Raw genomic sequence first — 24,803 nt, 5'->3', positions numbered from 1 at the left:
ACTGCGCCATTTCGTACGCGCGACCACGAGCCTACCCCGCCATGCTGGATAAGAACTACGATCCCCAAACCCTGGAAACCAACTGGTATCGGTATTGGGAGGAACGCGGCTATTTCGTCCCGACCGAAAACAATGGGGGCGGTGCTTACTGCATCATGATCCCCCCGCCCAACGTGACCGGCAGTCTGCACATGGGGCACGCCTTTCAGGACACCATCATGGACGCACTGATCCGCTATCACCGGATGAAGGGCGAACCCACCCTCTGGCAGGCAGGCACCGATCATGCCGGCATCGCGACACAGATGGTCGTGGAGCGGCTGATCAACGCCGAGGGCCAGACCCGGCATGATTTCGGCCGCGAACGGTTCACCGAACGGGTCTGGGAGTGGAAGGCCGAGTCCGGCGGCACCATCACCCGCCAGCTCCGGCGCATGGGCGCGTCGCTCGACTGGGCGCACGAACGTTTCACCATGGACGAAGGCTTGTCCGAGGCGGTGTGCGAGGTCTTCGTGCGGCTGTTCGAGGAGGGGCTGATCTATCGCGGCAAGCGGCTGGTGAACTGGGATCCGGTGCTGCACACGGCGGTTTCGGATCTGGAGGTGCTGTCCGAGGAAGAAAGCGGGCATATGTGGGATATGCGCTACCCACTGATCCAGCCGCCCGGCGCCGGCGGGCCACAACACATGGTGGTCTCCACCACCCGGCCCGAGACCCTGCTCGGCGACTGCGCGGTCGCCGTCAACCCGGAAGACGAGCGCTACAAACACCTGATCGGCGAGTTCGTCGAGCTGCCACTGACCGGCCGACGCATCCCCATCCTCGCCGACGAGCACGCCGACCCCGCGTTCGGTACCGGCTGCGTCAAGATCACCCCAGCGCATGATTTCAACGACCATCAGGTCTGGCTGCGTCATCGCGACGAGACGGCCATCGCCGATCAGCCCCACGGCGGGCTCATCAACATCCTGACGCCCGACGCCGCCATCCGCGACAACGAACCCGAGGAAGGGCAATTGCTGCCGGCCGCCTATCTCGGACTCGACCGCTACGAGGCGCGCAAGCGGATCGTCGCCGACCTGGAAGCACTCGGCCTGCTCGCGGCGGTCAAGGACCACCGACTGCAACAGCCGCGCGGCGACCGCTCCGGCGCGGTCATCGAACCCTATCTCACCGACCAGTGGTACGTGCGCGTGCAGCCGCTGGCCGATCCGGCGATCAAGGCGGTCGAGAACGGCGACATCCGCTTCGTCCCGGACAACTGGAAGAACACCTATTTCGAGTGGATGCGCAACATCCAGGACTGGTGCATCAGCCGTCAGATCTGGTGGGGGCACCGCATCCCGGCCTGGTACGACTGCGAGGGCAACGTCTACGTCGGGCTCTCGGAGGACGAAGTGCGAGCGAAGCACGGCTTTGGTCCCGAGGTCGTGCTGGTCCAGGACCCCGACGTGCTCGACACCTGGTTCAGCTCCGCGCTCTGGCCCTTCAGCACGCTCGGCTGGCCGGAGGAGACCGATCGGCTCAAGACCTTCTACCCGACCTCGGTGCTGGTCACCGGCTTCGACATCATCTTCTTCTGGGTCGCCCGGATGATCATGATGGGCTTGAAATTCATGGGGGACGTGCCCTTTCGCGAAATCTACATCCACGGCCTGGTGCGCGACGCCCACGGCGACAAGATGTCCAAGTCCAAGGGCAACGTGCTCGACCCCATCGATCTGATCGACGGCATCGAACTGGAGGCGCTGGTCGAGAAGCGCACCAAGGGCATGATGCAGCCGCGTCTCGCCGACAAGATCGCCAAGGACACCCGCAAGGACTTCCCCGACGGCATCCCCGCCTTCGGCACCGACGCCCTGCGCTTCACCTTCGCCGCGCTCGCCACCACCGGACGCGACATCAAGTTCGACCTGAGCCGCACCGAGGGCTACCGCAACTTCTGCAACAAGCTCTGGAACGCCTCGCGCTATGTGCTGATGAACACCGAAGAGCAGGATTGCGGCCTTGGCTCTGACCCGATCGAACTGAGCGCCGCCGACCGCTGGATCCGCTCGCGTCTGAACGCCACCATCGCCGCCGTCACGACGGCCATCGAGAGCTACCGCTTCGATCTCGCCGCCCAGGCCCTCTACGAATTCACCTGGAACGACTTCTGCGACTGGTATCTGGAACTGTCCAAGCCGGTGCTCACGGGTGAAACCGCGTCCGAGGCCGCCAAGCGCGGTGCCCGACAAACGCTGGTCCAGACACTCGAAACCCTGCTGCGCCTCGCCCATCCCATCATGCCCTTCATCACCGAGGAGATCTGGCAGAAGGTCAAGCCGCTGGCTGGAGTCGATGGGAACACCATCATGCTCGCGCCCTACCCTGTCGCCGAGATTGGCGCCGAGGACGCCCAGGCGGTCGGCGAAATCGATTGGGTCAAGCAGTGTATCCTCGGCATCCGCCGCATCAAGGGTGAGATGAACATCCCGCCCGGCAAGCCGCTACCGGTGCTGGTCGCCAACGCCTCCGAGCAGGACCGGATCTGGCTCGACACCGCGCGGCCCTATCTGGATTTCCTGGCGCGCACCGAGTCGATCAGCGTTCTCGACGACGAGCACTCGGCCCCCGAATCGGCCATCGCCCTGGTCGGTGCCATGAAGCTCCTGATCCCCATGGCCGGTCTGATCGACAAGGACGCCGAGCTCAAACGGCTGGACAAGGAGATCACCCGCCTCACCGACGACATCGCCCGCACCGAGTCCAAGCTCGCCAACCCGAGCTTCGTCGACAAGGCGCCGGAGGCGGTGGTCCAGAAGGAACGCGCCAAGCTGACCGAGCATGCGGCAGCGATCGGCAACCTTCAGGCGCAGCGGGAGAAAATCACCGCGCTCTGATCCTGTCTCGCGGCGTTCCCGTATTTCGACCGGGACGCCGCGTTTTCCGTTGCGCTGGAACCGGATCCGGCAAGGGATCGCCGCCAATAGGCCGCCCACGGAGTCTCGGCAGTTGCTCTCGGCCCAATCCGGCATGGTCTTCAAGGAGGCCGTTACCCGCGATGAGGCGGAGCGTTATCTCAAGGTTTTCAGCCATCTCGGCGCCAAGGTCAACTACAAGCCAACCCTGTTCGGCGGTAAGACGCTGGAACTGATTCCCAAGGACAAACCCAAATTCGTCTGCCCGGAATGTGACCACGCCATGGAGTACGACGAGGGCGCCCGGCCGCCCGAAGTCTGTCCCGCGTGCGGCCTGGTGTTCGAGAAGTATCGCGAGATTCAGAAACGCAAGCAGGAAGCGGAAGAAGTCAGGAACCGGCTTCGGAAGATGCACGCGATGCGCGAGGACATGGAAGAGAAGCAGCAGCAGATGAGCGAGGAAGAGCAGCGACGACGCCTGCTGGAGGAACAGATCAGGCGCGAGATGGGCCTGCCGGCGGTCGCCGACAAACCCTGGAAGCTCTGGAGCTCTTGCAGGATCAAACCTTCTCGGGGAACGGGTTCGGACTCGCGTCCCTGGCCGACGCCATCGGCGCGGACCGGATCAGGGCACGCGCCCATGCCTATCTCGGCGTCTCGGTCTCGGACTCGAAAATCGCGGAGAGGCATTTCCAGGAAGCGATCGAGATCAGCGAGAAGATTCAGGACAGCTTCCATCAAATAACACTTCAGGCCGAGATCGCCCGCTTCATGATGCGCGCCTCGCTCGACCAGAAAGGCCGTCTCCTGTTCGCGCGGGCCGAGAAAAAATTGCCGGCGTTGGAATCGGCGGCTCGGAAGGATCTGGCCCTGGCCCGACTGGCGGAGCACAGGGCACGGGCGCTCGATCTCGCCAAGGCCGAGGCCCACCTCGGCGCGCTCAAGAATCAAGAGATTCTCGAGGCCGCCCGCAAGGATATAGTGCGCGTCGGGCGCACCATCCGATACATGAACGGCGCCAGTCAGGTCGCGACTTCATAGCCCCGAATCGCGCCAAGACCGAGAGATAACGGCATCGGCCAATCGCCGGGGCCATCACTCAGCCTTTCAGACGCTCGACGACGCGCATCAGAATGCCGCGTGCTTCCTCGGCCACGGCGTTGGCGGCATCGTCGTCCGCCAGGGCGAGGACGGTCACCGGATCCATGAAATCGATCGCGGTCCGCGACTCCGATAGCTGGCGCACCACGACATTGCAGGGCAGCAGGGTACCGGCGACGGGCTGGGAGTCGATGACCCGCTTGGCGAGCATGGGCGCGCAGGCGCCCAGGATACGGTACTCGCCGATCTCCTCGCCCAGCTTGTTCTTGAGGATGGCGGCGACGTTGATATCGCTCACCACGCCAAGCTTCTCGGCATGCAGATCCGCTTGCAGCTTTTCGAGCGCGGCGGCGAAGGGAAGATCGATCTCGACCCCAAAGGCATAACTCATGACATAACTCCGTGTGCATCGACCGTGGTGGGACAGACAGCGAATAATCCGATCCGAGCGGAATAACAAATCGTTCAGGTAGGAAAATACCACCGAGCACCGTCGTTTCGACAGGGAAATTGTCAACGTATCGCGCTTGCCTCAACCTCCGAAGCGCGGTCAAATCGCTGCCTGTCAACGCAGGCTCGACGAGACCAGGCCATCTCCATGACCAAGCCAGAGAGCATTCTCTTCTTCGGGACTTGTCTGATCGATATGGCCAATCCGGAGGCCGGGCTCGCGGGGATGCGACTGATCGAGCGCGCCGGGATCCGGGTACGCTTCCCCCAGGGGCAGACCTGTTGCGGCCAGCCGGCCTACAACGCCGGTTACCGTGAGGAGGCGCGACGAGTGGCGCGCCTGCAACTGGATGTCCTGGCGGGCGACGAGCCCATCCTGGTGCCGTCCGCCTCCTGCGCCGGCATGATGCGGACGCATTATCCCCGGCTTTTCGAGGGTACCCCGGACGCGGCGCGCGCCGGGCAGGTCGCCGGTCGCGTGGTCGAGTTCTGCGATTTCCTCCACCGAGTCCTGCGGATCGAGCTGAACGACCTCGGGCCGCCGATCCGGGTCGCGGTTCATCATTCCTGCTCGGCGAGACGGCAACTCTTGGTCGCCGATGCCGCCACCGCCCTACTCCGCCGCCTGGCCAACGTCTCGCTGGTCGAACCGGACCACGCCCACGAGTGTTGCGGATTTGGTGGAACCTTCGCGATCAAGGAACCCGAAATCTCCTCCGCCATGGCCGGCGACAAGGCCGCCGCCGTCGCGGCCACCGAGGTGCCGCTGCTCGTCAGCCAGGATTGGGGATGTCTGCTGAACATCGGCGGCACGGCGAAACAGGCGGGCTATGCCTACCGAGTGAAACACATCGCCGAGTTTCTCTGGGAGAGGACAGAGGTCGCCCATGAGAAGTGAATTCCGTCTTCGCGCCGAGCGTTCGCTGGCCAGCCAGAGGGCGCGCGGCAACATCCGTCGCGCGATGGATGGGCTGATCCTCAAACGCCGCGCGGCCTTCCCCGATCTCGACGAGTTGGAGCGGCTGCGCGATCAGGGCCAGGCGATCCGCGATCAGGCACTCGCCAACCTGCCGGAACTGCTGGAACGTCTGGAGCGACGCTGCGCCACCAACGGCATGCACGTTCACTGGGCCGAGGACGCGGCCGAGGCAAACCGTCTGATCCTGGACATCATTCGCCGACATGGCGGCCATGCCGTCCTGAAGGGAAAATCGATGGTGTCGGAGGAGATCGGTCTGAACGCCTTTCTCGCCGGGCACGACATCGAGCCGATCGAGACCGACCTTGGCGAACTCATCATCCAGCTCGCCAGGGAGCACCCCTCCCATATCGTCGCGCCTGCCGTGCACAAGGACCGCCGCGAGGTCGCCGAGTTGTTCGCGCGCCATTTTCCCGAGGAGCCTTACGGCGAGGACATCGAGCATTTGACCGCGCTGGCGCGTCGGATGATGCGCGAGCGCTTTCGCGCCACCCGGATCGGGTTGTCCGGGGTCAATTTCGCGGTGGCCGAGACCGGAACGCTCTGCCTGGTCGAGAACGAGGGCAACGGCCGCCTGAGCACCACGGCCCCGGACGTGCACATCGCCATCACCGGGATCGAGAAGGTCATCGCCCGGCTGGAGGATCTGGCCCCGCTGCTGACCCTATTGACCAGGAGCGCTACCGGCCAGCCCATCACGACCTATGTCAACCTCATCAGTGGACCGCGCAAGCCGAACGAGCTGGACGGCCCCCACGAGGTTCATCTGATCCTGCTCGACAACGGGCGCTCGCGCATCCATGCCGACCCCGAGCTGCGGGCGACCTTGCGCTGCATCCGCTGCGGCGCCTGCATGAATCACTGCCCCGTTTATCACCGCATCGGCGGACATGGTTACGGGACCGTCTATCCAGGCCCCATTGGAGCCATTCTCGAACCGCAACTCCAGGGGCTCGAACGCCAGGGCGAGTTGGCCCAGGCCTCGACGCTCTGCGGAGCCTGCGGAGAGGTCTGTCCGGTGCGCATCCCCATCCCAGACCTGCTCAACCGCTTGCGGTTCGAGCAGGCGCAAGGCCGGGCACTCCGTCACGGGCGGCGCTCGGGCCGCGAGCGCTTCCTCTGGCGGCTCTGGTCGCTCATCCACGCGAGCCCCGCGTCTTACCGTCGGATCAGCGGATTCGTCACGCGCTTGCGGATCCTGGCACGGATCCGGCTTGGTCCCTGGACCCGCACGCGCGCCGCGCCTCGGATCGCCGCCAGATCGCTCCACGTATTGGCCCAGCGAGAGGGTTTCCGAGATGACTGATGCACGCGATTCCATCCTCGCCCGGCTGCGGGCGGCTCGAGTCGACAGCCGGCCCGAGCCATCAGTGCCCGTCCGGCGGTTTTCCTGGAGTCGGCGGGAGACCGTCGAGCGGTTCCGAATCGGATTGGAGTCGGTGCGCGCCCAGGTCCATCGGGTCGACGACGACTGGCCTCGGATGCTCGCGACCCGGCTGCGAGAGTCGAAGGTCAAGAATCTCCGCTATGGACCGGACGGACCGCTGGGAGAGGAATTGCGGGCGGGCTGGCCAACCGATGGTCCCGAGTTGATCGCGCACGATCAACCCATCGAAGCCTGCCGGGAGGCGCTCTTCACCAACACCGACGCCGGCTTCACCAGTTGCCTCGGCGGAATCGCCGAGACCGGATCGCTGGTGCTCTGGCCGAGCCGGGCCGAACCGCGTCTCCTATCCCTGGTTCCGCCGGTGCATGTCGTACTGATCGAGGCGGATCGGATCGTCCCGACGTTGCACGCGATGATGAGCGAACAGCGCTGGAGCGAATCCATGCCGACCAACGCGCTCCTGATCTCCGGCCCCTCCAAGTCGGCCGATATCGAGCAAACCCTGGCCTATGGGGTTCATGGTCCAGAGAAGCTGATCGTATTGATACGGGGAGAGGATCGACCGACCGGCGATCGGTTCGCCGGCCAGCCGGAGGCCATCGATTAACGCATGTGCTCGCGCATCAGTCCCAGAATGCGTTGCGCGTTCGGGGTCTGATCCAGGCGGCCATCGGCGTCGAGCACGATGACGCGCGATTCCGTCGCGCCGCCCGACACCTTGATCCGATACTGCTTGACCTTGTCGACGTCGTCCTTGCGCCAGAAGGCCATGCGCGACATCAGCCCCGGCTTATTGTCGTCCCCTGGCGGTCCACCATCGGAACCCGGACCACCGCGGCCGGCATAGCGGACGTAGTAGACACCTTGGGTCTGATCGCGATCCTCAACGGCGAATCCCGCGCGATCCAGCGCCGTTCCGGTCAATCGCCAGGCCGCGCGGAATTCCTCGGGGATCAGAATGGACTCTACACCACCCTCGGTGACCAGACGCGCCCTCGGAGCCGAGGATGCCGTGCCAGCCCCTGTATCGGCCACGCCGGCGATACTGCGCTGAGAGGAGGCTCCCAGATACACCATGAGACGCCGCAGCATCTCGGCCTCCTTCTCGGTATCGGTTCCGCTCGGCTCCCAAATGGTGCGACTGCCGTCGCCGATACCGTCGGTGACCAGTCGCTCGGACATCCCGCGATGGGTCATGCGGATATCGGTCGTGCCGGTTTTCAGACCATCCTCGATACGCAGGCTGTACTGATCCCTGGTCGAGGTCGAATAGACGCCCTCGGCGACCTTGCTCACCATCCGGGTCACGAAATCCTTGCGGATCTCCGCGCGGTTGTCCAGCCAGTCAGTCCGCATCAGACCAACCGTCGGATTCTGGTCGACGAGCATGATGCCCTGCTCACGCCAGAACGCGACCAGCCTGGGCCAAACCGCCTGGGGAGAGGCCTGAACCTCTAGCCAGCGCTCGTCGCCACGCCGTTTGAGTTCCACGTTTTGGACCGTCGGGAGCACATCTCCCTGGCTGGCGATCCGCTGACGCTGTTCACGCCCACCCGAATATTCCGAAAAGGTCGCTGACCGGTCTCCCCCATCGGGGATATCGAGGGCGTCGTCGAAGGTACCGCCGGCCAAATCCGGTGGGATTTCGAGGTTCTCGCCCGCCTCGCGCTGCTTTTTGTAGACAAGTCGCTGATCTGGAAGCGTCTCCTTGAGCTTAGTGGAGCCACAGCCCATCAAGGTCGAGGACAGCATGATGACGGCGAGCGCCAAGACAAGCTTGAAACCTGGTCTCAAAATCAAGAACCTCTGGGTGGAAGTAGTCATCCTGGTAGCCTCCTGGCGCCGGATGCCTTAAAGCAGGCCGGCCTGGCTCATCGCCTGGCGCACGCACGCCTGATGTTCCTGGGTCAGCCAGGTGAGGGGCAGGCGAATGCCGCGCGAGCATAGCCCCAATTCGGCGACGCCCCATTTGACCGGGATAGGATTGGATTGCACGAAGAGGTCGCGGTGGAGCCCTTCGAGCGTCGCGTCGATCGACTCCGCGCGCTCGCGATCACCCGCGAGCGCGGCTTCGCACATGGCTTGCATCGAACGCGGCGCCAGATTGGAGGTGACGGAGATGACGCCATCACCGCCGAGCCGCATGAATTCGCGGGCCGTGGCGTCGTCACCGCTGTAGAGCGCGAAGCCCGGACCGCAATCCGCGCGCAGACGGGTGACGCGGGACAGATCGCCGGTCGCCTCCTTGAGGCCGATGATGTTATCGATCCCGGCCAGCCGAGCGACGGTCTCGGGCAGCATGTCGCAGGCGGTACGACTGGGTACGTTGTAGAGAATCTGGGGGATGTCGACGGCCTCCGCCACGGCCTTGTAATGCAGATAGAGCCCTTCCTGAGTCGGCTTGTTGTAATAGGGCGTCACCAGCAGGGCAGCCACGGCTCCGGCCTCGCGCGCGCGACGCGTAAGGCTGATGGCCTCGCGGGTCGAGTTCGCGCCCGTTCCGGCGATCACCGGGATGCGCCCGGCGGCAAACTCCACCGTGCGACGGATGACGTCACAATGCTCGTCCTCGTCGAGGGTCGCCGACTCTCCGGTCGTGCCGACCGAAACGATAGCCGTCGTGCCTTCCGCGACGTGAAAATCGACGAGGCGTTGCAGACTCGCGTCATCGATCTCGCCGTCGGCGTGCATGGGCGTAATGAGCGCAACGATGCTGCCGCGAAACATGCTCCAACCCCACTCTACTCAAAGCCATGAAATCAAGACTCGCATGGTAGCTTGCGCGACCATGCGCTTACAACCGATGGACGGCCGCCAGACCCAAGCCGTCGGATGGGATGGAAACATGAAGCCCGTCCGGAAACGACCGGACGAGAGGAAAAGGAACCCCGACCACGTCCACCGCCGCGCGCGTCGGATCGAGTTAAGCCGACGCGGGGCGGGAGCCGGCGGCTAGGCCCGCCTCAAGCGAAAGCCGCCTGGCACAGCGACAGCAGTGCCGCCGGAAAGAGGCCAAGCACCAGCAGCGCGAGGCCATTGACCGACATGGCGAACCGCACGCCGCCGGTCGTGAGCAGGGCCGGAGCATCCTCGGCGGGTTTGTCGAAGTAGATGAATTTGACCACCCGAAGATAATAGAAGGCGCCGATGATGGAGAAGAACACGGCCACCAGGGCCAGCCAGACCATGTCGATGCGGATCACCGACTCCAGAACCAGCAGCTTGGCCATGAAGCCGACCGTGGGAGGAACACCGGCCATGGAGAACATGATGAGCGCCATCATGGCCGCGTACCAGGAATCGCGGTCGTTGAGTCCCTTGAGATCCTCCAGCCGCTCGGCGTCGAAGCCCTTGCGACCGAGGATCAGGAGAATACCGAAGGCGCCGGCGGACATGACCGCGTAGACGATGGTATAGAACATCGCCGAGGCGTAGCCCTGCTGCGAGCCCGAAAGCAACCCGAGGAAGATGAAACCGACATGCGAGATGGTGGAATAGGCCAACATCCGCTTGATGTTGGACTGGGCGATGGCAACCAGGTTGCCGAGACCCATGGACAGCACGGCCAGGATCACCAGCATGCCCTGCCAGTCCGTGTGCAGGCTTTCGAGACCGTCGACCAGCATCCGGATCGCCAGGGCGAAGGCCGCGATCTTGGGCGCGCTGCCGAGGATCAGAACCGCTGGCGTGGGCGCGCCTTCGTAGATGTCCGGTACCCACATGTGGAAGGGCACGGCGCCGAACTTGAAGCCAATGCCGATCACCAGGAAGACGATGCCGAACACCAGCACCTTGTTCGAGATTTCCTGCTCGGCCACGGCCGCCGCGACCGGCCCGAACTCGATGGAACCGGTGGCCCCATAGATCATGGAAATGCCGTACAGCAGCATCCCGGAACCCAGCGCGCCCAGGACGAAATACTTCATACCGGCCTCGGCGCCCTTGCGCGAGTCGCGGTCGAAGGCGACCAAGGCGTACAGCGTCAGCGCCTGGAGCTCGAGCCCCAGATAGAGCGTCAGGAAGCTGTTGGCCGAAACCATGATCAACATCCCGAGCACCGCGAAGAGTCCCAGCACATAGAACTCACCGACCAGCATCCCGCGATCCCGAAGCCAGGGGCGCGCATAGACGAAGGCCAGCAGGCTGACCACCAGGATCGAGCCCTTCAGCAGATCACTGAGCGCGTCGCGGACCAGATTGCCGTCGAAGAAGACCCGCGCCTCGCCGCCGCCGACCGCCCCGGTGAGGGCGATCGCGATCAGAATGCCGACGAGGGTCAGGCTGTGATTGAGATCCTTTTGCTGGTCGTCGAGATAGAGATCGACCAGCAGCACCAGGCTCGCGGTCACGAGGATGGTGATCTCCGGCAGGATGGGCAACAGTTGGGCGGCGTCGAATGGCATGAAAATGTCCCGGTCAGAATAGGCGTCAGTTGAGCGTGGCGACCGTCTCGGGCCGGGCCAGCTCGCACTCCGCGCGTTCGGCGGCGGGCAGCTTGCAGGCGCTGACCTGGGTGACCAGGTTCTCGACCGTCGCGTGCATGACGTTCATGAGCGGCGCGGGCCAGAGACCAAGCGCCAGCACGGCCGCCGCCAGTACGCCCAGATTGATCCGTTCGCGAAGATCCAGATCGCTCAGCGCCGCCACCTTGTCGTTCTTGACCTCGCCGAAGACGACCCGCTTGACCATCCAGAGCGTGAAGGCCGCGGCCAGGATCAGGGTCGTCGCGGCGAGCACCGCCCACCAGAAATCCGCGCGGAAGGTCGCGAGGATGACCATGAATTCACCGACGAACCCGGAGGTACCCGGCAGTCCCGCGTTGGACATGGCGAAAAAGACCATGAAGGCGCCGAACCAGGGCATGGTGTTGATGACACCGCCGTAGTCGGCGATCTCGCGCGAGTGGATCCGGTCGTAGAGCACCCCGACGCAGAGGAAGAGCGCGCCCGAGATGAAGCCATGCGAGATCATCTGCACCATGCCGCCCTCGATGCCCATGATCGCACCGGAGGACAGGTTCGGATTGAGAACGATGGTGAAGACGATGAAGAAGCCGAGCGTCACGAAGCCCATGTGGGCGATGGAGGAATAGGCGATGAGCTTCTTCATGTCCTGCTGCACCAGGGCCACGAAGCCGATGTAGACGATGGCGATCAGGGACAGGGCGATGATCAACCAGGCCAGCGAGGCGCTAGCGTCCGGCGTGATCGGCATGGAGAAGCGCAGGAAGCCATAGCCACCGATCTTCAGCATGATGGCCGCCAGGATCACCGAACCGCCCGTGGGCGCCTCGACATGGGCGTCCGGCAGCCAGGTATGGACCGGAAACATCGGCACCTTGACCGCGAAGGCGAGCAGGAAGGCGATGAAGATCAGCGTCTGCGCCGTCATGCCCAGTTGCAGCGAGTGGAAATCCAGGATGCTGAAACTGCCGGACTGGAAATACATGTATATCAGCGCGACCAGCATGAACACCGAGCCGAAGAAGGTATAGAGAAAGAATTTGATGGTCGCGTAGACCCGGTTCGGTCCGCCCCAGACCCCGATGATGAGGAACATCGGGATCAGCATCGCCTCCCAGAAGACGTAGAAGAGAATGGCGTCCAGGGCCGAGAAGACGCCGACCATGACGCCTTCCATGATGAGGAAAGCGGCCAGGTACTGGCTCGGCTTGTAGGTGATGACCTCCCAGCCGGCGATGACGACGAAGATGGTGATGAAGGTCGTCAGCACGATGAGCGGCATGGAGATGCCGTCGACGCCGAGGAAATATTCGACGTTGAAGGTCGGGATCCAGGCCGAGCGTTCGACGAACTGCATCTCGGCGGTGCTCGAATCGAAGCCGATCCAAAGTCCGAGACTGACCAGGAAGGTCAGAATCGCGAAGGCCAGCGCCGTCCACTTGGCCAGGCTTTTCTCCTGATCGCCACTCGCCAGAACCACCAGACCACCGATGATCGGCAGCCAGATGGTCAGCGTCAGCAGGGGGAACTCGTTCATGCTGGGTCGTCTCCCTTTCGGCGTCAGAGCGTCACGAAGAGCGTCAGCAGGCCGACCAGCCCGACGATCATCGCGATAGCGTAATGGTAGAGATAGCCGGTCTGCAGATGTCGGACCCGCTGGGCCATACGGGCGACCGTGCGCGCGGATCCATTGACGATGGCCCCGTCGATCAGGGCGCGGTCGCCATTCATCCAGAGCGCGCGCCCAAGGTCGCGGCCACCTCCGGCGAAGACCCGTTGATTGAAGTCATCGAAGCCGTATTTGTCCTGGAGCAGGCGCGTGACCGGGCCGCCCAGCGCCTGCAACTGCTCGTCGATGCGAGGATTGCGGGCGAAGACCAGCCACCAGACGAAGGCCGCCAGGCCCAGACCGGACATGGCCAGATAGAAAGGCCAGGCGGTCATGCCGTGCTGGATGAAGGCGACCTGACCGTGCCAGTGCTCGCGCAGGGGCAGAAGGGTGTCGTGTTCCGGAGCCACCATGATGGGATTCCAGTCGCCGGAGGCGAACCAGTCGCTGATCAGCATGGGCTCGATCGCGTACCAACCGATGAAGACCGAGGGGATCGCCAGCAGAATCAGCGGGACCGTCACCACCCAGGGCGTTTCGTGCAGATGATGCTTGGTGTGCTCGTCCATCCGCTCCTTGCCATGGAACACCAGGAAGTACATGCGGAAGCTGTAGAGGGCCGTGACGAAGACGCCGATCGTGAGCAGAACCGTGGCATAACCCGAGCCGAAGAGGCTGGAATGACCGACCGCCTCGATGATGGCGTCCTTGGAAAAGAAGCCCGAGAAGCCGGGAAAGCCGATCAGGGCCAGCGACCCCAGCAGCGCCGTGATCCAGGTGATGGGCATGTACTTGCGCAGTCCTCCCATGTGGCTGATGTCCTGCTTATGGTGCATGGCGATGATGACCGAGCCCGCCGCCAGGAACAGCAGCGCCTTGAAGAAGGCATGGGTCATGAGATGGAAGATGCCCGCCGCGTAGGCCGAGGCCCCCAGCGCCGTCACCATGTAGCCGAGTTGCGAGAGGGTCGAATAGGCCACCACCCGCTTGATGTCGTTCTGCACCAGACCGATGAGACCCATGAAGAAGGCGGTGGTCGCGCCGATGATGAGCACGAAGCTCAGCGCCGCCTCGGAGAGTTCGTAGAGCGGCGACATGCGCGCCACCATGAAGACACCGGCGGTGACCATGGTCGCGGCATGGATCAGGGCCGAGATCGGGGTCGGGCCTTCCATCGAATCGGGCAGCCAGACATGCAGCGGAACCTGCGCCGACTTGCCCATGGCGCCGATAAAGAGCAGCACGCAGATGAGCGTCATGAGCGAGACCCCGCCGAAGAGAGCCACCTGGATCTCGGCATGCTCGGGCGCCATCGCGAACACCTCGGCATAGTCCATGGATCCGAAGTACATGGCGATCGCGGCGATACCCAGGATGAAGCCGAAGTCGCCCACCCGGTTGACCAGAAACGCCTTGAGATTGGCGAAGATGGCACTCTCGCGGGTCGACCAGAAACCGATCAGCAGATAGGACACCAGGCCGACCGCCTCCCAGCCGAAGAACAACTGCATGAAGTTGTTCGACATGACCAGCATCAGCATGGAGAAGGTGAAGAGCGAGATATAGCTGAAGAAGCGCTGATAGCTGTTCTTGCCCGAAAGCGCCCCGTGCGGCCAGTTGTGCTCGTCGCCCGCCATGTAACCGATGGTGTAGATATGCACCATCAGGGAGACAAAGGTCACGGTCGCCATCATGACAGCGGTCAGCTTGTCGACCAGGAAACCGACCTCGAAGCTGATCCCGTCCGAGACCATCCAGTTATAAATCGTCTCGTTGAAGACCGGCAGATCGCCCCAGATGAAGGCCGTCAGCACCCACAGCGAGAGGAGGGCCGAGAGGCCCACGCCGGCGATGGTCACCGAATGCGCACCGCGACGACCGATCCGCCCGCCGAGGAAACCGGCGACGATGGCGCCGATCAGCGGCGCGAGCACAATGGTCAGGTAGAGGTTTTCCATCTTTTCGTTGGCTCTTTCGCTATGTTCGCCGCAACCGTCGGCGGATGACTGATTCTCGTACTCCGCGCCGGATCCCGGTGGATCGGCGCGAATTCAGGGTAGCTAACCGAGGGACGCTCCAGGACCGAAACCCAAGGCTCAGCCCTTCAGCGCATCCAGATCCTCGACATTGATGCTCTGGCGGTTACGGAAGAGCACGACCAGGATGGCCAGGCCGATGGCTGCCTCGGCGGCGGCGACGGTGAGGATGAAGAAGACGAAGACCTGCCCAGCCATGTCGCCAAGGAAATGCGAGAAGGCGACGAAATTCATGTTCACCGCCAGCAACATCAGCTCGATGCACATGAGGAGCAGGATGACGTTCTTGCGATTGAGGAAGATCCCGGCGACGGCGATCGAGAACAGCATTCCGCCCAGAATCAGGTAATCCGAGAGCGCGATCATTGAGACTCCCCCTTGTCCGCGATGGTGGCGCCAGCCGGAGCGGGCGCCAGATCCTCCGTGGCCATGCTGACCAACCGAACCCGATCCGGCCCTTTCCTGACGCGGACCTGACGCGCCGGATCCACGTATTTGTTATCCGGGCGACGGCGCAGGGTGAGCCGGATGGCGGCGACGATGGCCACCAGCAGGATCACGGCCGCGATCTCGACCGGGTACACGTAAACCGTGTAGAGCAGCAATCCGAGATCGCGCGTATTGCTCGCGTCGACGCCGGCTGGCTCGGGCGACGGAAAGGCCGCTAGACCGAAGTTCGCCGGGCCGACGATCAGGAAGATCTCGACCGCCATCACCGCCGCGATCAGCAGACCGAGCGGCAGATAGCCAATGAAGCCGGCCCTCAGGGTCGCGATGTCGACGTCGAGCATCATGACCACGAAGAGGAAGAGCACCATCACCGCCCCGACATAGACCAGGATCAACACGATGCCCAGGAACTCGGCCTCCAGCAGTACCCAGAGCGCCGCGCTCGCCACGAAGGCCAGGACCAGGAACAGCACGGAATGCACCGGGTTTTTCCGGGTGATGACCATCACCGAGGACCAGACCGTGATCAGCGACAAGACATAGAAGAGGAATTTTTCAAAGCCCATGATTGATCCCGATTAGCGATAGGGCGCATCGGCCGCGCGGGCGGCGGCGATCTCGGCCTCGTACTTGTCCCCGATCGCGAGCAGCATTTCCTTGGTCATGATGTGCTCGCCGCGATTCTCGAAGTGATATTCATAGATCCCGGTCTCGACGATGGAATCGACCGGGCAGGACTCCTCGCAAAAGCCGCAGTAGATGCACTTGAAGAGGTCGATCTCATAGCGCGTCGTGCGCCGTGACCCATCCTCGCGCGGCTCGGCCTCGATCGTGATCGCCAGCGCCGGGCAGACCGCCTCGCAGAGCTTGCAGGCGATGCAGCGCTCTTCACCATTCGGATAGCGGCGCAGGGCGTGCAGACCCCGGAAGCGCGGCGAGATGGGCGCCTTCTCCTCGGGGTACTGGACGGTGAACTTACGCTTGAAGAGGTAGCCGCCAGTCAGGGACAGACCCTTGAACAGTTCGACCAGCAGCAGACTCTGGAGATAATCGCGCGCGGTTTTCAGCATCGTTCGTCTCCGGATCAAGCCGACCACCAGGGCGGCAGTCGATAGACCACCGCGAGCGCCACGACCAGGATCCAGACGATCGTGATCGGAATGAAAACCTTCCAGCCCAGGCGCATGATCTGGTCATAGCGGTAGCGGGGAAAGGTCGCCCGCAACCAGAGAAAGAGGAACATGAAGAAGAAGGTTTTGAGCAACAGCCAGTGGAAGCCGTCGTTCAGCAGCCAGTTGCCCTCTACCCAGGACTGAGGTAGCGGCGAGAGCCAGCCGCCCATGAAAAGCAGCGCGGAGAGCGCGGCGATCAGGACCATGTTGGCGTACTCGGCCAGGAAGAAGACCGCGAAGGCCATTCCGGAATATTCCACATGGAAACCCGCGACGATCTCGGATTCGCCCTCGGCCACGTCGAAGGGCGCCCGGTTAGTCTCGGCGACGCCCGAGATCAGATAGACGCCGAACAGCGGCAGCAGCGGCAGCCAGAACCAGGTCAGCAGATGGCCTTCCTGCGCGGCCACGATCGCCCCAAGGTTAAGGCTACCCGCCGCGACCAGCACGCCGACCAGGGCGAAGCCCATGGCGATCTCGTAGGCGACCATCTGGGCCGCCGAGCGCATCGCGCCCAAGAGGGCGTAGCGCGAGTTGGAGGCCCAGCCGGCGATGATGATGCCGTAAACCCCGAGCGAACTGAGCGCCAGGATATAGAGCAGCCCGGCGTTAATGTCCGCCAGCACCAGCCCCTCGTCGAAGGGGAAGACCGCCCAGGCCGCCAGGGCCGGGGCGATCGTGAGCATGGGCGCCAGCAGAAAAAGCGTCTTGTCCGCCTTGGTCGGGATGATGATCTCTTTCATCATCAGCTTGAGCGCGTCGGCGATGGGCTGCAGCAGACCGCGCCAGCCTACGCGATTGGGGCCGATGCGAACCTGCATATAGCCGATGACCTTGCGCTCGGCGTAGGTGTAGTAGGCCACGAGGCCCAGCAGCGGCAGGACGATGGCGGCGATCTTGAACAGGATCTGGATCACCAGCGGCAGTGCGTTCCAAAGTTCGATCATCATGGCCTCGTCACTTCTCGCCAGTGGCCGCGCTATCGGTCAGGCGCTCGAGGCCGACCGGACCGATCAGACTCCCCAGGCCCTCGCTGCCGGGAACGCCGGCTGGGATCCGCGCGCAGCCCATGGGCAGGCGCGCATCCAGCATCACCGTCGCTTCCGTGCTTCCGCCTTCCTGGCGCACCAGAACCCGATCACCCAGTCCAATACCTTCCGCCTGGGCCTGATCCGGATGCAGATAGACGGCGAATTCGGAGCCCGGCATCCGTACCCCGCGCAGCGCGGGCGCCCGGCGTACCAGACCATCCAGGGCCTGGATCGGAACCGTGCCGATCCGCGTCAAACCGGAATCGATCGCCTGGCCGGCGGGCATGAAGTCACCACGCGGGCTGTTATCGAAGGAGGCGTCGGCGCAGAGGGCGGCCAGCTCATCGCGAATCTCCGCCCCGTCGCGGTACTCGAAACCCGGCAGATCCAGCAGATTGCCGAGAACCCGCAGCACCTTCCAGCCCGGACGCGCCTCGCCCGGCGGAGGCACGGCGCCCTGGAAGGACTGCCAGGTACCGCTGGCGTTGACGAAGGTTCCCGAGGTCTCGGCGAAGGCGCCGATCGGCAGCAGCACATCGGCCGCCGCTTGCAGTGCCGGACTCTGGAAAGCCGAGCAGGCGACGACGAAATCCGCGTTGGAGCAGGCCGCCATGGCGCGGGTCGGATCCATCAGATCCAGATCCGGCTCAAGCCCCCAAAGCACCAGCGTCTTGCGCGACTGGTCCAGCATGGCGGCGGTCGACAGCCCCAGGCGTTCGGCCGGCTTGGCGCCGGACCGCACGCCTGGATGGGCACCGGCCAGATAGGCGCCGACGCTGTTCGCGGCCGATGGCAGATAACCCAGGCGGCCGCGAGTCGCCTCGGCGATCGCCTGGGCCAGGGCCTTGAGAGCGGTGTAATCCGGGTGGGCGGCGGCCAACGCGCCGAGCAGAATCAGAGCGGCCCCCAGCCCCCCGGCCTCGGCCAGGCTCGCCGCAGCGGCGCTGTGCGCCTCATTCGGCTCGCTGGCGGCGATGCGTGCCCGGATCGCGGAGGAACCGCCGACACCCAGGGCCTTGGCGATCGCGGCCAGGTCGTCGAGCATCCGCGCGGGCGTTCCGACGAACTGAGTCGCCTCGTGATTGAGATCCAGTGTCAGCGGATTGACGCTGAACACCCGAGCGCCAGCCAGGGCCGCCTTGCGGATGCGGTGGGCCAGCAGCGGCTGTTCCTGACGGATATCGGACCCGACCAGCAGCAGACCCCGCTGAAGTTCCAACTCGCCGACCGGCACGCCAAGCCAGGGCAGGATCGGATCGACCGCGTCGCCGCTGAAATCCTGCTGGCGAAGACGATGATCGATGTTCGGGCAACCCAGCGCGCGGGCGATCCGCTGGGCCAGGTAGAGTTCCTCCAGCGTGGCGTTGGGCGCCATCAGCCAACCCATGTCCTCCGCGTCGGCGGCCTTGAGCCGTTCCGCGACCAGGGTCAGGGCCTCGGTCCATTCGACGGCGCGCCAGGCGCCATCCTGCTTGACCATGGGCGCGGTCAGACGATCGTCACCGTATAGCCCGGCGTAGCTGAAGCGGTCGCGGTCCGAGATCCAGGTCTCGTTCACCGCCTCGTTGTCGTTCGGATGGACGCGCATGATGCGGTTGCCGCGCACATGCAGACGAAGGTTGGAGCCAAGCCCGTCATGAGGCGCGATTCCGTCGCGTCCGATCAACTCCCAGGGACGCGCGGAAAAGCGATAGGGCTTGGAGGTCAGGGCACCCACCGGACAGAGGTCGATGACGTTGCCCGAGAGTTCGTGGCTGACAGTATGGGCGACAAAGGTGCCGATCCGCATGTCCTCGCCACGCCCCGTGGCGCCCATCTCACGCACACCGGCGATCTCGGCGCCGAAACGCACGCAACGGGTGCAATGGATGCAGCGCGTCATGTCGGTCGCGATCAGCGGACCCAGGTCTTCGTCCATCACCACGCGCTTGCGCTCGGCGAAACGCGAAACGTCACCACCGTAGCCCATGGCGACATCCTGCAACTCGCACTCACCGCCCTGATCGCAAATGGGGCAGTCGAGCGGATGATTGATCAGCAGGAACTCCATGGTGCCCCGCTGGGCCTCGATCGCCTTGGGCGAACGGGTCCAGACTTTCAGACCCTCGCCGACCGGGGTCGCGCAGGCCGGCACCGGCTTGGGGAATGGCCGGCCACCCTGCTCGGCCTCGACCAGGCACATCCGACAGTTCGCCGCGATGGACAGCTTCTTGTGATAGCAGAACCGGGGAATGGTGATGCCCGCGCGATCGGCGACCGCGATGATCATTTCTCCCGGCGCCGCCTCGCAGACGTGGCCATCGATCTCGATGTTGATCTTGTCCGTCATTTAGGTCTCTCGATCGGCACCAGTAGCACAGACCTTCGGGGTACGACCAATGGAGCCGCCGCGACTCCCGCGCACCGCGCACCCGGCACCCGCCGTGGCGAACTCTGCCTGATTAAACATGTATTCAGCGGACGCCATGCCATCACGCGCCACGCCTCGGATGAACGATCGAACCTGGATCAGGCCGCGAGCGCGCGGCCATGCTCGATCATGTAAGCGAACTCATGCCGATAGTGCTTGAGAAAACTCTGCACCGGCATCGCCGCCGCGTCGCCCAGGGCGCAGATGGTGCGGCCCCCGATACGACCCGCCACGCTTTCGAGCAAATCCAGATCCTCGGGGCGCCCCTGACCGTCGAGGATGCGGCCCAGAACGCGGGCCAGCCAGCCGGTCCCCTCGCGACAGGGTGTGCATTGACCGCAGGATTCATGCATGTAGAAGTGCGACAGGTTATGCAGCACCTTGACCATGCAGGTTCCCTCGGCGATCACGATCACGGCCCCAGAGCCCAACATGGAGCCGGCCTTGGCGATGGAGTCGTAATCCATGTCGACGCCCATCATGATGTCGCCCGGCACGACCGGCACCGAGGAACCGCCGGGGATCACCGCCTTGAGCGCCCGACCGTCCTTGACGCCCCCGGCCATTTCCAGTAGATCCTTGAACGGGGTGCCCAGGGGCACCTCGAAATTGTTCGGCGCCTTCACATGACCTGAGACCGAAAAGAGCTTGGGGCCGCCGTTATTGGGTCGCCCCTGCTCCAGGAACCATTTGCCGCCCTTCTCCAGGATCACCGGCACCGAGGCCAGCGATTCGGTGTTGTTGATCGTCGTCGGTCGGCCGTAGAGCCCATACTGCGCGGGAAACGGCGGCTTGAAACGCGGCTGGCCCTTCTTGCCCTCGATGGATTCCAGCAGGGCGGTTTCCTCGCCGCAGATATAGGCTCCGGCGCCCATGTGAGTATGAAGATCGAAATCGATCCCTGAGCCCTGAATATCCTTGCCGATCCACCCGGCCGCGTAAGCCTCCTTCAAGGCCCCTTCGAAGCGCGCGATGGGCTCGAAGAACTCGCCGCGGATGTAGTTGTAACCGACGGTGGCGCCGATGCAGTAACCGGCGATGGCCATGCCCTCGATCAACTGATGCGGGTTGTAGAGCAGGATATCCCGGTCCTTGCAGGTTCCGGGTTCGCCCTCGTCCGAGTTGCAGACGATGTATTTCTGACCAGGCGCCGTGCGCGGCATGAAACTCCACTTGAGACCGGTCGGAAAGCCGGCGCCGCCGCGACCGCGCAGACTGGAGATCTTGACCTCCTCGATCACATCCTTGGGGTCTGGCCTGTCGCGCAGGATGCGTTCCCACTGGGCATAGCCGCCGAGACTCCGATAGGCGTCCAGGGTGTGACGGACGGACTCGTCGAGAGCCATCGTGCGGAAGCATACGCTGTTCTGATTCTGGACCACGCTCTCACTCCAAGTCGTCGATCAGCTTGTCCAGCGACTCCGGGGACAGGTTTTCGTGATACACCTTGTCCAGGAGCACGGCCGGCGCATGTCGGCAGGCACCGAGGCACTCGACCTCCTTGAAGGTAAAGCGACCATCCCGCGTCGTCTCGCCCGGCTTCACCTGATACTTATGTTCGATGTGCTCGATCAGCGCCTCGGAGCCGTTCAGAAGACAGGAAATGCTGTTGCAGACACAGACCTTGTGCCGACCCTGAGGCTCCAGGTCGTACATGCCATAGAAGGTCGCCACCTCATAGACGGACATGGCCGGCATGTCCAGATAGGCGGCGACCTCGTTCATCAACTCGCGCGTGAGCCAGCCGCCATTGGCGTCCTGGACGATGGAGAGCGCGGGCATGACCGCCGACTGCCTCCACTCGGGTGGATACTTGGCGATCGATGCCTCGATGGACTCCCGAATCTCGGGCGTGAAGAGGTTCGACTTGTCCGGTTCCTGAATCTCGGCCAGGGGTAGGTTGCGAAAGCTCATCAGCGGTCGATCTCCCCGAACACGACATCAAGGGTACCGATGATCGACACGACATCGGCCAGCATATGTCCACGCGACATCTCGTCCAGCGCGGCCAGATGCGGGAAACCGGGCGCGCGAACCTTCAGACGATAGGGTTTGTTGGCGCCATCGGAAACGATGTAACAGCCGAATTCGCCCTTCGGCGCCTCGACCGCCGCGTAGACCTCGCCCGGCGGGGGGCAATAACCCTCGGTAAAGAGTTTGAAATGATGGATCAGGGCTTCCATGTCGCCCTTCATCGTCTCGCGCTTGGGCGGAACGACCTTGTGGTCCTCGATTGAAACGGGGCCGGGATTGGTTCGCAACCATTGGACGCACTGGCGGATGATCCGATTGGATTGACGCATCTCCTCCATGCGCACCAGATAACGGTCGTAGCAATCGCCGTTCACGCCCACCGGGATATCGAAATCGACCCTGTGATAGGCGGCATAGGGCTGCTTCTTACGCAGATCCCACTCGATTCCGGAACCGCGCAGCATGGGTCCAGTGAATCCAAGCTGCCTGGCGCGTTCCGGAGTGACCACGCCGATATCGACCGTGCGCTGTTTCCAAATGCGGTTGTCCGTCAGCAGCGTTTCGTATTCGTCGACATGACCGGGGAAGCGGTCGGTGAAGTCCTCGATGAAATCCAGCAATGAGCCGTCTCGCGCCTGATTACGTTTCGCGATCGAACGCTCGCTGTGCCACTTGGAACTTCCCTCGTATCTGGGCATGCGGTCCGGCAGATCGCGATGGACGCCACCCGGTCGATAATAGGTGGCATGCATGCGGGCGCCCGAGACCGCCTCGTAGCAGTCGAGCAGATCCTCGCGCTCGCGGAAGCAATAGAGGAAGACGCTCATGGCGCCGATATCGAGCGCGTGCGCGCCGAGCCACATCAGATGGTTCAGGATCCGCGTGATCTCGTCGAACATGGTGCGAATGTACTGGGCGCGCTCAGGCGCCTCGACCCCGAGCAGTTTCTCGATGGACCTTACATAGCCGTGCTCGTTGCACATCATGGACACATAGTCCAAGCGGTCCATGTAACCGATGCTCTGGTTGTACGGTTTATACTCGGCGAGCTTTTCGGTTCCCCGATGCAGCAGTCCGATATGCGGATCGGCCCGTTCGATCACCTCGCCATCCATCTCCAGTACCAGGCGCAGCACGCCATGCGCGGAGGGATGCTGAGGCCCGAAATTCAGGGTGTAATTGCGGATTTCAGGCATCGGTCGTCTCCGTACCCTTACCGGTTCCGAGGTAACGGCTGTCCTCGCGGATCACCCTGGGCACCAGCACGCGGGGCTCGATGGAGACCGGCTCGTAAACGACGCGCCCCTGCTCCGGGTCATAACGCATCTCGACCTGACCGCTGAGCGGGAAATCCTTGCGGAAGGGATGTCCCACGAAACCGTAGTCGGTCAGGATCCGGCGCAGATCCGGGTGTCCGCGAAAGAGGATGCCATAGAGATCGAAGGCCTCGCGCTCGAACCAGTTCGCGGCGGCCCAAACGGGAATCAGCGAGTCGACCATCGGTTGACTGGCGCCGACATGCACGCGCACCCTCAACCGCCGGTTGTGCGCCAGCGACAGCAAATGCACGACCACGGCGAACCGCCTGGGATCCTCGACCGCGACCTTGAGGTCACGATCCACGCCGCGCCCGAAGCCGGTGAAGGACGCCTCCTCGGTCTCCCATTCGGATTGCCCGTAGGCCGCGTAATCCACGCCGCACAGATCGATCAACTGCTCGAAGCGGAAATCCGCGTGATCGCGCAGCGTCGAGGCCACATCGAGCAAACGCTCGGCCGGCGCGACCAGGGTCAACTCATCGAAGGCGTCGATCAGCTCGTACCCAGGTTCGGCGAAGTGTCCGCCGATCGCGGCGGCGAGCGCGTCCACCCTGGCGTTGCGGGTCAGGATATGTTTCACCATGTTCTCTGAAATACGACTCAGCGGGCGATGGTATTGGTTCGGCGGATTTTATTCTGGAGCTGCAAGATGCCGTAGAGCAGCGCCTCCGCCGTCGGTGGACAACCGGGGACGTAGACGTCCACCGGCACGATGCGATCACAGCCCCTGACAACCGCGTAGGAGTAGTGATAATAGCCGCCACCATTGGCGCAGGAACCCATGGAAATGACCCATCTCGGCTCGGCCATCTGGTCATAGACCTTGCGCAGCGCCGGAGCCATCTTATTGACCAGGGTTCCGGCGACGATCATCACGTCGGATTGGCGCGGGCTTGGACGAAAGATGATGCCGAAGCGATCCAGGTCGTAGCGCGCGGCGCCGGCATGCATCATCTCGATGGCGCAGCAGGCGAGACCGAAGGTCATCGGCCAGAGCGAACCCGTGCGCGCCCAGTTGATGAGTTTGTCGGCCGTCGTGGTGACGACGCCTTCCTCAAGGAGGCCTTCTATTCCCATTCCAAAGCCCCCTTCTTCCACTCGTAGACAAACCCGACGACCAGAATCCCGAGAAACACGACCATGGCCCAGAAGGCGAAGATCCCGAGTTCCTTGAGCGCGACGGCCCAGGGAAAGAGAAAGGCGATCTCCAGGTCGAAGATGATGAACAGAATCGCGACGAGGTAATACCGAACGTCGAATTTCAGACGGGCGGTCTCGAACGCCTCGAAGCCGCATTCGTAGGGCGAATCCTTCTCGCTGTCTGGCCGACGCGGACCGAGCAGGTAGCCAAGCACGAGCGGGCCAACCCCGACCAGGATCCCGACAATGATAAAAATCAGGATTGGCAGATAGTTGTCGAGCACTGGTCCCCTCTCTATCTTTTTCTAATATTAGCAACCGGAGCACGAGTCTAGTGCAGCCATCGCGGCGGTGTCAACTCAAACATCAATCCAAATTATTT

22 protein-coding genes are annotated in these 24,803 nt (G+C 63.5%); 5 read left to right on the top strand and 17 right to left on the bottom strand.

Features of this window, described 5'->3' with window-relative positions:
- The first annotated feature begins 41 nt into the window (after positions 1 to 41).
- Positions 42 to 2,882 (top strand): valine--tRNA ligase, encoded by a 2,841-nt coding sequence (locus CKO27_RS14395; protein ID WP_200375594.1) that lies wholly within the window; start codon positions 42 to 44, stop codon positions 2,880 to 2,882.
- A gap of 570 nt (positions 2,883 to 3,452) precedes the next feature.
- Positions 3,453 to 3,941, top strand: a complete 489-nt coding sequence (locus tag CKO27_RS14390) for a hypothetical protein (RefSeq protein WP_200375593.1) — start codon at positions 3,453 to 3,455, stop codon at positions 3,939 to 3,941.
- 58 nt (positions 3,942 to 3,999) lie between these two features.
- On the opposite strand, the gene CKO27_RS14385 is transcribed toward CKO27_RS14390, so the two are convergent.
- Positions 4,000 to 4,392, bottom strand: a complete 393-nt coding sequence (locus tag CKO27_RS14385) for a DUF302 domain-containing protein (protein WP_200375592.1) — start codon at positions 4,390 to 4,392, stop codon at positions 4,000 to 4,002.
- A 207-nt stretch (positions 4,393 to 4,599) separates the two neighbouring features.
- Here CKO27_RS14385 and CKO27_RS14380 point away from each other — a divergent pair, with 207 nt between their 5' ends.
- From CKO27_RS14380 to CKO27_RS14370, 3 genes are read left to right on the top strand one after another with little or no spacing between them, the layout of a single operon-like run.
- Positions 4,600 to 5,349, top strand: a complete 750-nt coding sequence (locus CKO27_RS14380) for a (Fe-S)-binding protein (protein WP_200375591.1) — start codon at positions 4,600 to 4,602, stop codon at positions 5,347 to 5,349.
- Entirely contained in the window at positions 5,339 to 6,736 is a 1,398-nt protein-coding gene (locus CKO27_RS14375) for a LutB/LldF family L-lactate oxidation iron-sulfur protein (RefSeq protein ID WP_200375590.1), read from the top strand. Before CKO27_RS14380 ends, CKO27_RS14375 begins: the two co-directional genes overlap by 11 nt.
- A complete protein-coding gene (locus CKO27_RS14370) occupies positions 6,729 to 7,424 on the top strand; it encodes a LutC/YkgG family protein (protein ID WP_200375589.1) in 696 nt (231 codons plus the stop codon). Before CKO27_RS14375 ends, CKO27_RS14370 begins: the two co-directional genes overlap by 8 nt.
- Here CKO27_RS14370 and bamC read toward each other — a convergent pair.
- The 16 genes from bamC to CKO27_RS14290 form a co-directional block, all read right to left on the bottom strand.
- A complete protein-coding gene (bamC, locus tag CKO27_RS14365) occupies positions 7,421 to 8,641 on the bottom strand; it encodes an outer membrane protein assembly factor BamC (protein WP_200375588.1) in 1,221 nt (406 codons plus the stop codon). The genes CKO27_RS14370 and bamC overlap by 4 nt on opposite strands.
- Positions 8,642 to 8,668: 27 nt before the next feature.
- Complete coding sequence (gene dapA, locus CKO27_RS14360; RefSeq protein ID WP_200375587.1) at positions 8,669 to 9,544, bottom strand: 4-hydroxy-tetrahydrodipicolinate synthase; 876 nt, start codon at positions 9,542 to 9,544, stop codon at positions 8,669 to 8,671.
- A 236-nt stretch (positions 9,545 to 9,780) separates the two neighbouring features.
- Positions 9,781 to 11,220, bottom strand: coding sequence for an NADH-quinone oxidoreductase subunit NuoN (gene nuoN / locus CKO27_RS14355; RefSeq protein ID WP_200375586.1), 1,440 nt, complete (start codon positions 11,218 to 11,220; stop codon positions 9,781 to 9,783).
- Positions 11,221 to 11,245: 25 nt separating this feature from the next.
- Entirely contained in the window at positions 11,246 to 12,817 is a 1,572-nt protein-coding gene (locus tag CKO27_RS14350) for an NADH-quinone oxidoreductase subunit M (RefSeq protein ID WP_200375585.1), read from the bottom strand.
- 23 nt (positions 12,818 to 12,840) lie between these two features.
- Positions 12,841 to 14,847, bottom strand: a complete 2,007-nt coding sequence (gene nuoL / locus CKO27_RS14345; protein ID WP_200375584.1) for an NADH-quinone oxidoreductase subunit L — start codon at positions 14,845 to 14,847, stop codon at positions 12,841 to 12,843.
- Positions 14,848 to 14,985: 138 nt separating this feature from the next.
- Positions 14,986 to 15,291, bottom strand: a complete 306-nt coding sequence (gene nuoK / locus CKO27_RS14340) for an NADH-quinone oxidoreductase subunit NuoK (RefSeq protein ID WP_200375583.1) — start codon at positions 15,289 to 15,291, stop codon at positions 14,986 to 14,988.
- Positions 15,288 to 15,941 (bottom strand): NADH-quinone oxidoreductase subunit J, encoded by a 654-nt coding sequence (locus tag CKO27_RS14335; RefSeq protein WP_200375582.1) that lies wholly within the window; start codon positions 15,939 to 15,941, stop codon positions 15,288 to 15,290. Before CKO27_RS14335 ends, nuoK begins: the two co-directional genes overlap by 4 nt.
- Before the next feature lie 12 nt (positions 15,942 to 15,953).
- Entirely contained in the window at positions 15,954 to 16,445 is a 492-nt protein-coding gene (gene nuoI / locus CKO27_RS14330; protein ID WP_200375581.1) for an NADH-quinone oxidoreductase subunit NuoI, read from the bottom strand.
- Between the two features lie 14 nt (positions 16,446 to 16,459).
- Positions 16,460 to 17,494 carry an NADH-quinone oxidoreductase subunit NuoH gene (gene nuoH, locus CKO27_RS14325; protein WP_200375606.1) on the bottom strand — a complete coding sequence of 345 codons (1,035 nt, stop codon included), beginning with the start codon at positions 17,492 to 17,494 and terminating at the stop codon, positions 16,460 to 16,462.
- Between the two features lie 10 nt (positions 17,495 to 17,504).
- On the bottom strand, positions 17,505 to 19,907 hold the full coding sequence (nuoG, locus tag CKO27_RS14320) for an NADH-quinone oxidoreductase subunit NuoG (protein ID WP_200375580.1): 2,403 nt from the start codon (positions 19,905 to 19,907) through the stop codon (positions 17,505 to 17,507).
- Between the two features lie 179 nt (positions 19,908 to 20,086).
- Entirely contained in the window at positions 20,087 to 21,334 is a 1,248-nt protein-coding gene (nuoF, locus tag CKO27_RS14315) for an NADH-quinone oxidoreductase subunit NuoF (protein ID WP_200375605.1), read from the bottom strand.
- Positions 21,335 to 21,374: 40 nt separating this feature from the next.
- On the bottom strand, positions 21,375 to 21,902 hold the full coding sequence (nuoE, locus tag CKO27_RS14310; protein WP_200375579.1) for an NADH-quinone oxidoreductase subunit NuoE: 528 nt from the start codon (positions 21,900 to 21,902) through the stop codon (positions 21,375 to 21,377).
- Complete coding sequence (locus CKO27_RS14305) at positions 21,902 to 23,158, bottom strand: NADH-quinone oxidoreductase subunit D (RefSeq protein ID WP_200375578.1); 1,257 nt, start codon at positions 23,156 to 23,158, stop codon at positions 21,902 to 21,904. The genes nuoE and CKO27_RS14305 overlap by 1 nt, the downstream gene beginning before the upstream one ends.
- Positions 23,151 to 23,864: an NADH-quinone oxidoreductase subunit C gene (locus CKO27_RS14300; protein ID WP_200375577.1), complete on the bottom strand. Its 714-nt coding sequence runs from the start codon at positions 23,862 to 23,864 to the stop codon at positions 23,151 to 23,153. Before CKO27_RS14300 ends, CKO27_RS14305 begins: the two co-directional genes overlap by 8 nt.
- Positions 23,865 to 23,881: 17 nt before the next feature.
- A complete protein-coding gene (locus CKO27_RS14295) occupies positions 23,882 to 24,358 on the bottom strand; it encodes a NuoB/complex I 20 kDa subunit family protein (protein WP_200375576.1) in 477 nt (158 codons plus the stop codon).
- Positions 24,349 to 24,705, bottom strand: a complete 357-nt coding sequence (locus CKO27_RS14290) for an NADH-quinone oxidoreductase subunit A (protein WP_200375575.1) — start codon at positions 24,703 to 24,705, stop codon at positions 24,349 to 24,351. Before CKO27_RS14290 ends, CKO27_RS14295 begins: the two co-directional genes overlap by 10 nt.
- Between the last annotated feature and the right edge of the window lie 98 nt (positions 24,706 to 24,803).

The organism is Thiocystis violacea (assembly GCF_016583575.1).
Taxonomy (GTDB): Bacteria; Pseudomonadota; Gammaproteobacteria; order Chromatiales; family Chromatiaceae; genus Thiocystis; species Thiocystis violacea.
Note: the sequence above shows the minus strand (reverse complement) of the source record. Positions and strands in the feature narration are given on the sequence as shown.

What these genes read in the sequence shown, in the direction of transcription:
- CKO27_RS14380 (WP_200375591.1), top strand. Translation starts at nt 4,600, where the DNA reads ATGACCAAGCCAGAGAGCATTCTCTTCTTCGGGACTTGTCTGATCGAT.
- dapA (WP_200375587.1), bottom strand. Translation starts at nt 9,544, where the DNA reads ATGTTTCGCGGCAGCATCGTTGCGCTCATTACGCCCATGCACGCCGAC.
- CKO27_RS14350 (WP_200375585.1), bottom strand. Translation starts at nt 12,817, where the DNA reads ATGAACGAGTTCCCCCTGCTGACGCTGACCATCTGGCTGCCGATCATC.
- nuoI (WP_200375581.1), bottom strand. Translation starts at nt 16,445, where the DNA reads ATGCTGAAAACCGCGCGCGATTATCTCCAGAGTCTGCTGCTGGTCGAA.
- CKO27_RS14385 (WP_200375592.1), bottom strand. Translation starts at nt 4,392, where the DNA reads ATGAGTTATGCCTTTGGGGTCGAGATCGATCTTCCCTTCGCCGCCGCG.
- nuoF (WP_200375605.1), bottom strand. Translation starts at nt 21,334, where the DNA reads ATGGCTCTCGACGAGTCCGTCCGTCACACCCTGGACGCCTATCGGAGT.
- nuoN (WP_200375586.1), bottom strand. Translation starts at nt 11,220, where the DNA reads ATGCCATTCGACGCCGCCCAACTGTTGCCCATCCTGCCGGAGATCACC.
- bamC (WP_200375588.1), bottom strand. Translation starts at nt 8,641, where the DNA reads ATGACTACTTCCACCCAGAGGTTCTTGATTTTGAGACCAGGTTTCAAG.
- nuoH (WP_200375606.1), bottom strand. Translation starts at nt 17,494, where the DNA reads ATGATCGAACTTTGGAACGCACTGCCGCTGGTGATCCAGATCCTGTTC.
- CKO27_RS14300 (WP_200375577.1), bottom strand. Translation starts at nt 23,864, where the DNA reads ATGGTGAAACATATCCTGACCCGCAACGCCAGGGTGGACGCGCTCGCC.
- CKO27_RS14395 (WP_200375594.1), top strand. Translation starts at nt 42, where the DNA reads ATGCTGGATAAGAACTACGATCCCCAAACCCTGGAAACCAACTGGTAT.
- nuoE (WP_200375579.1), bottom strand. Translation starts at nt 21,902, where the DNA reads ATGAGCTTTCGCAACCTACCCCTGGCCGAGATTCAGGAACCGGACAAG.
- nuoG (WP_200375580.1), bottom strand. Translation starts at nt 19,907, where the DNA reads ATGACGGACAAGATCAACATCGAGATCGATGGCCACGTCTGCGAGGCG.
- CKO27_RS14335 (WP_200375582.1), bottom strand. Translation starts at nt 15,941, where the DNA reads ATGGGCTTTGAAAAATTCCTCTTCTATGTCTTGTCGCTGATCACGGTC.
- CKO27_RS14305 (WP_200375578.1), bottom strand. Translation starts at nt 23,158, where the DNA reads ATGCCTGAAATCCGCAATTACACCCTGAATTTCGGGCCTCAGCATCCC.
- nuoL (WP_200375584.1), bottom strand. Translation starts at nt 14,847, where the DNA reads ATGGAAAACCTCTACCTGACCATTGTGCTCGCGCCGCTGATCGGCGCC.
- nuoK (WP_200375583.1), bottom strand. Translation starts at nt 15,291, where the DNA reads ATGATCGCGCTCTCGGATTACCTGATTCTGGGCGGAATGCTGTTCTCG.
- CKO27_RS14370 (WP_200375589.1), top strand. Translation starts at nt 6,729, where the DNA reads ATGACTGATGCACGCGATTCCATCCTCGCCCGGCTGCGGGCGGCTCGA.
- CKO27_RS14375 (WP_200375590.1), top strand. Translation starts at nt 5,339, where the DNA reads ATGAGAAGTGAATTCCGTCTTCGCGCCGAGCGTTCGCTGGCCAGCCAG.
- CKO27_RS14295 (WP_200375576.1), bottom strand. Translation starts at nt 24,358, where the DNA reads ATGGGAATAGAAGGCCTCCTTGAGGAAGGCGTCGTCACCACGACGGCC.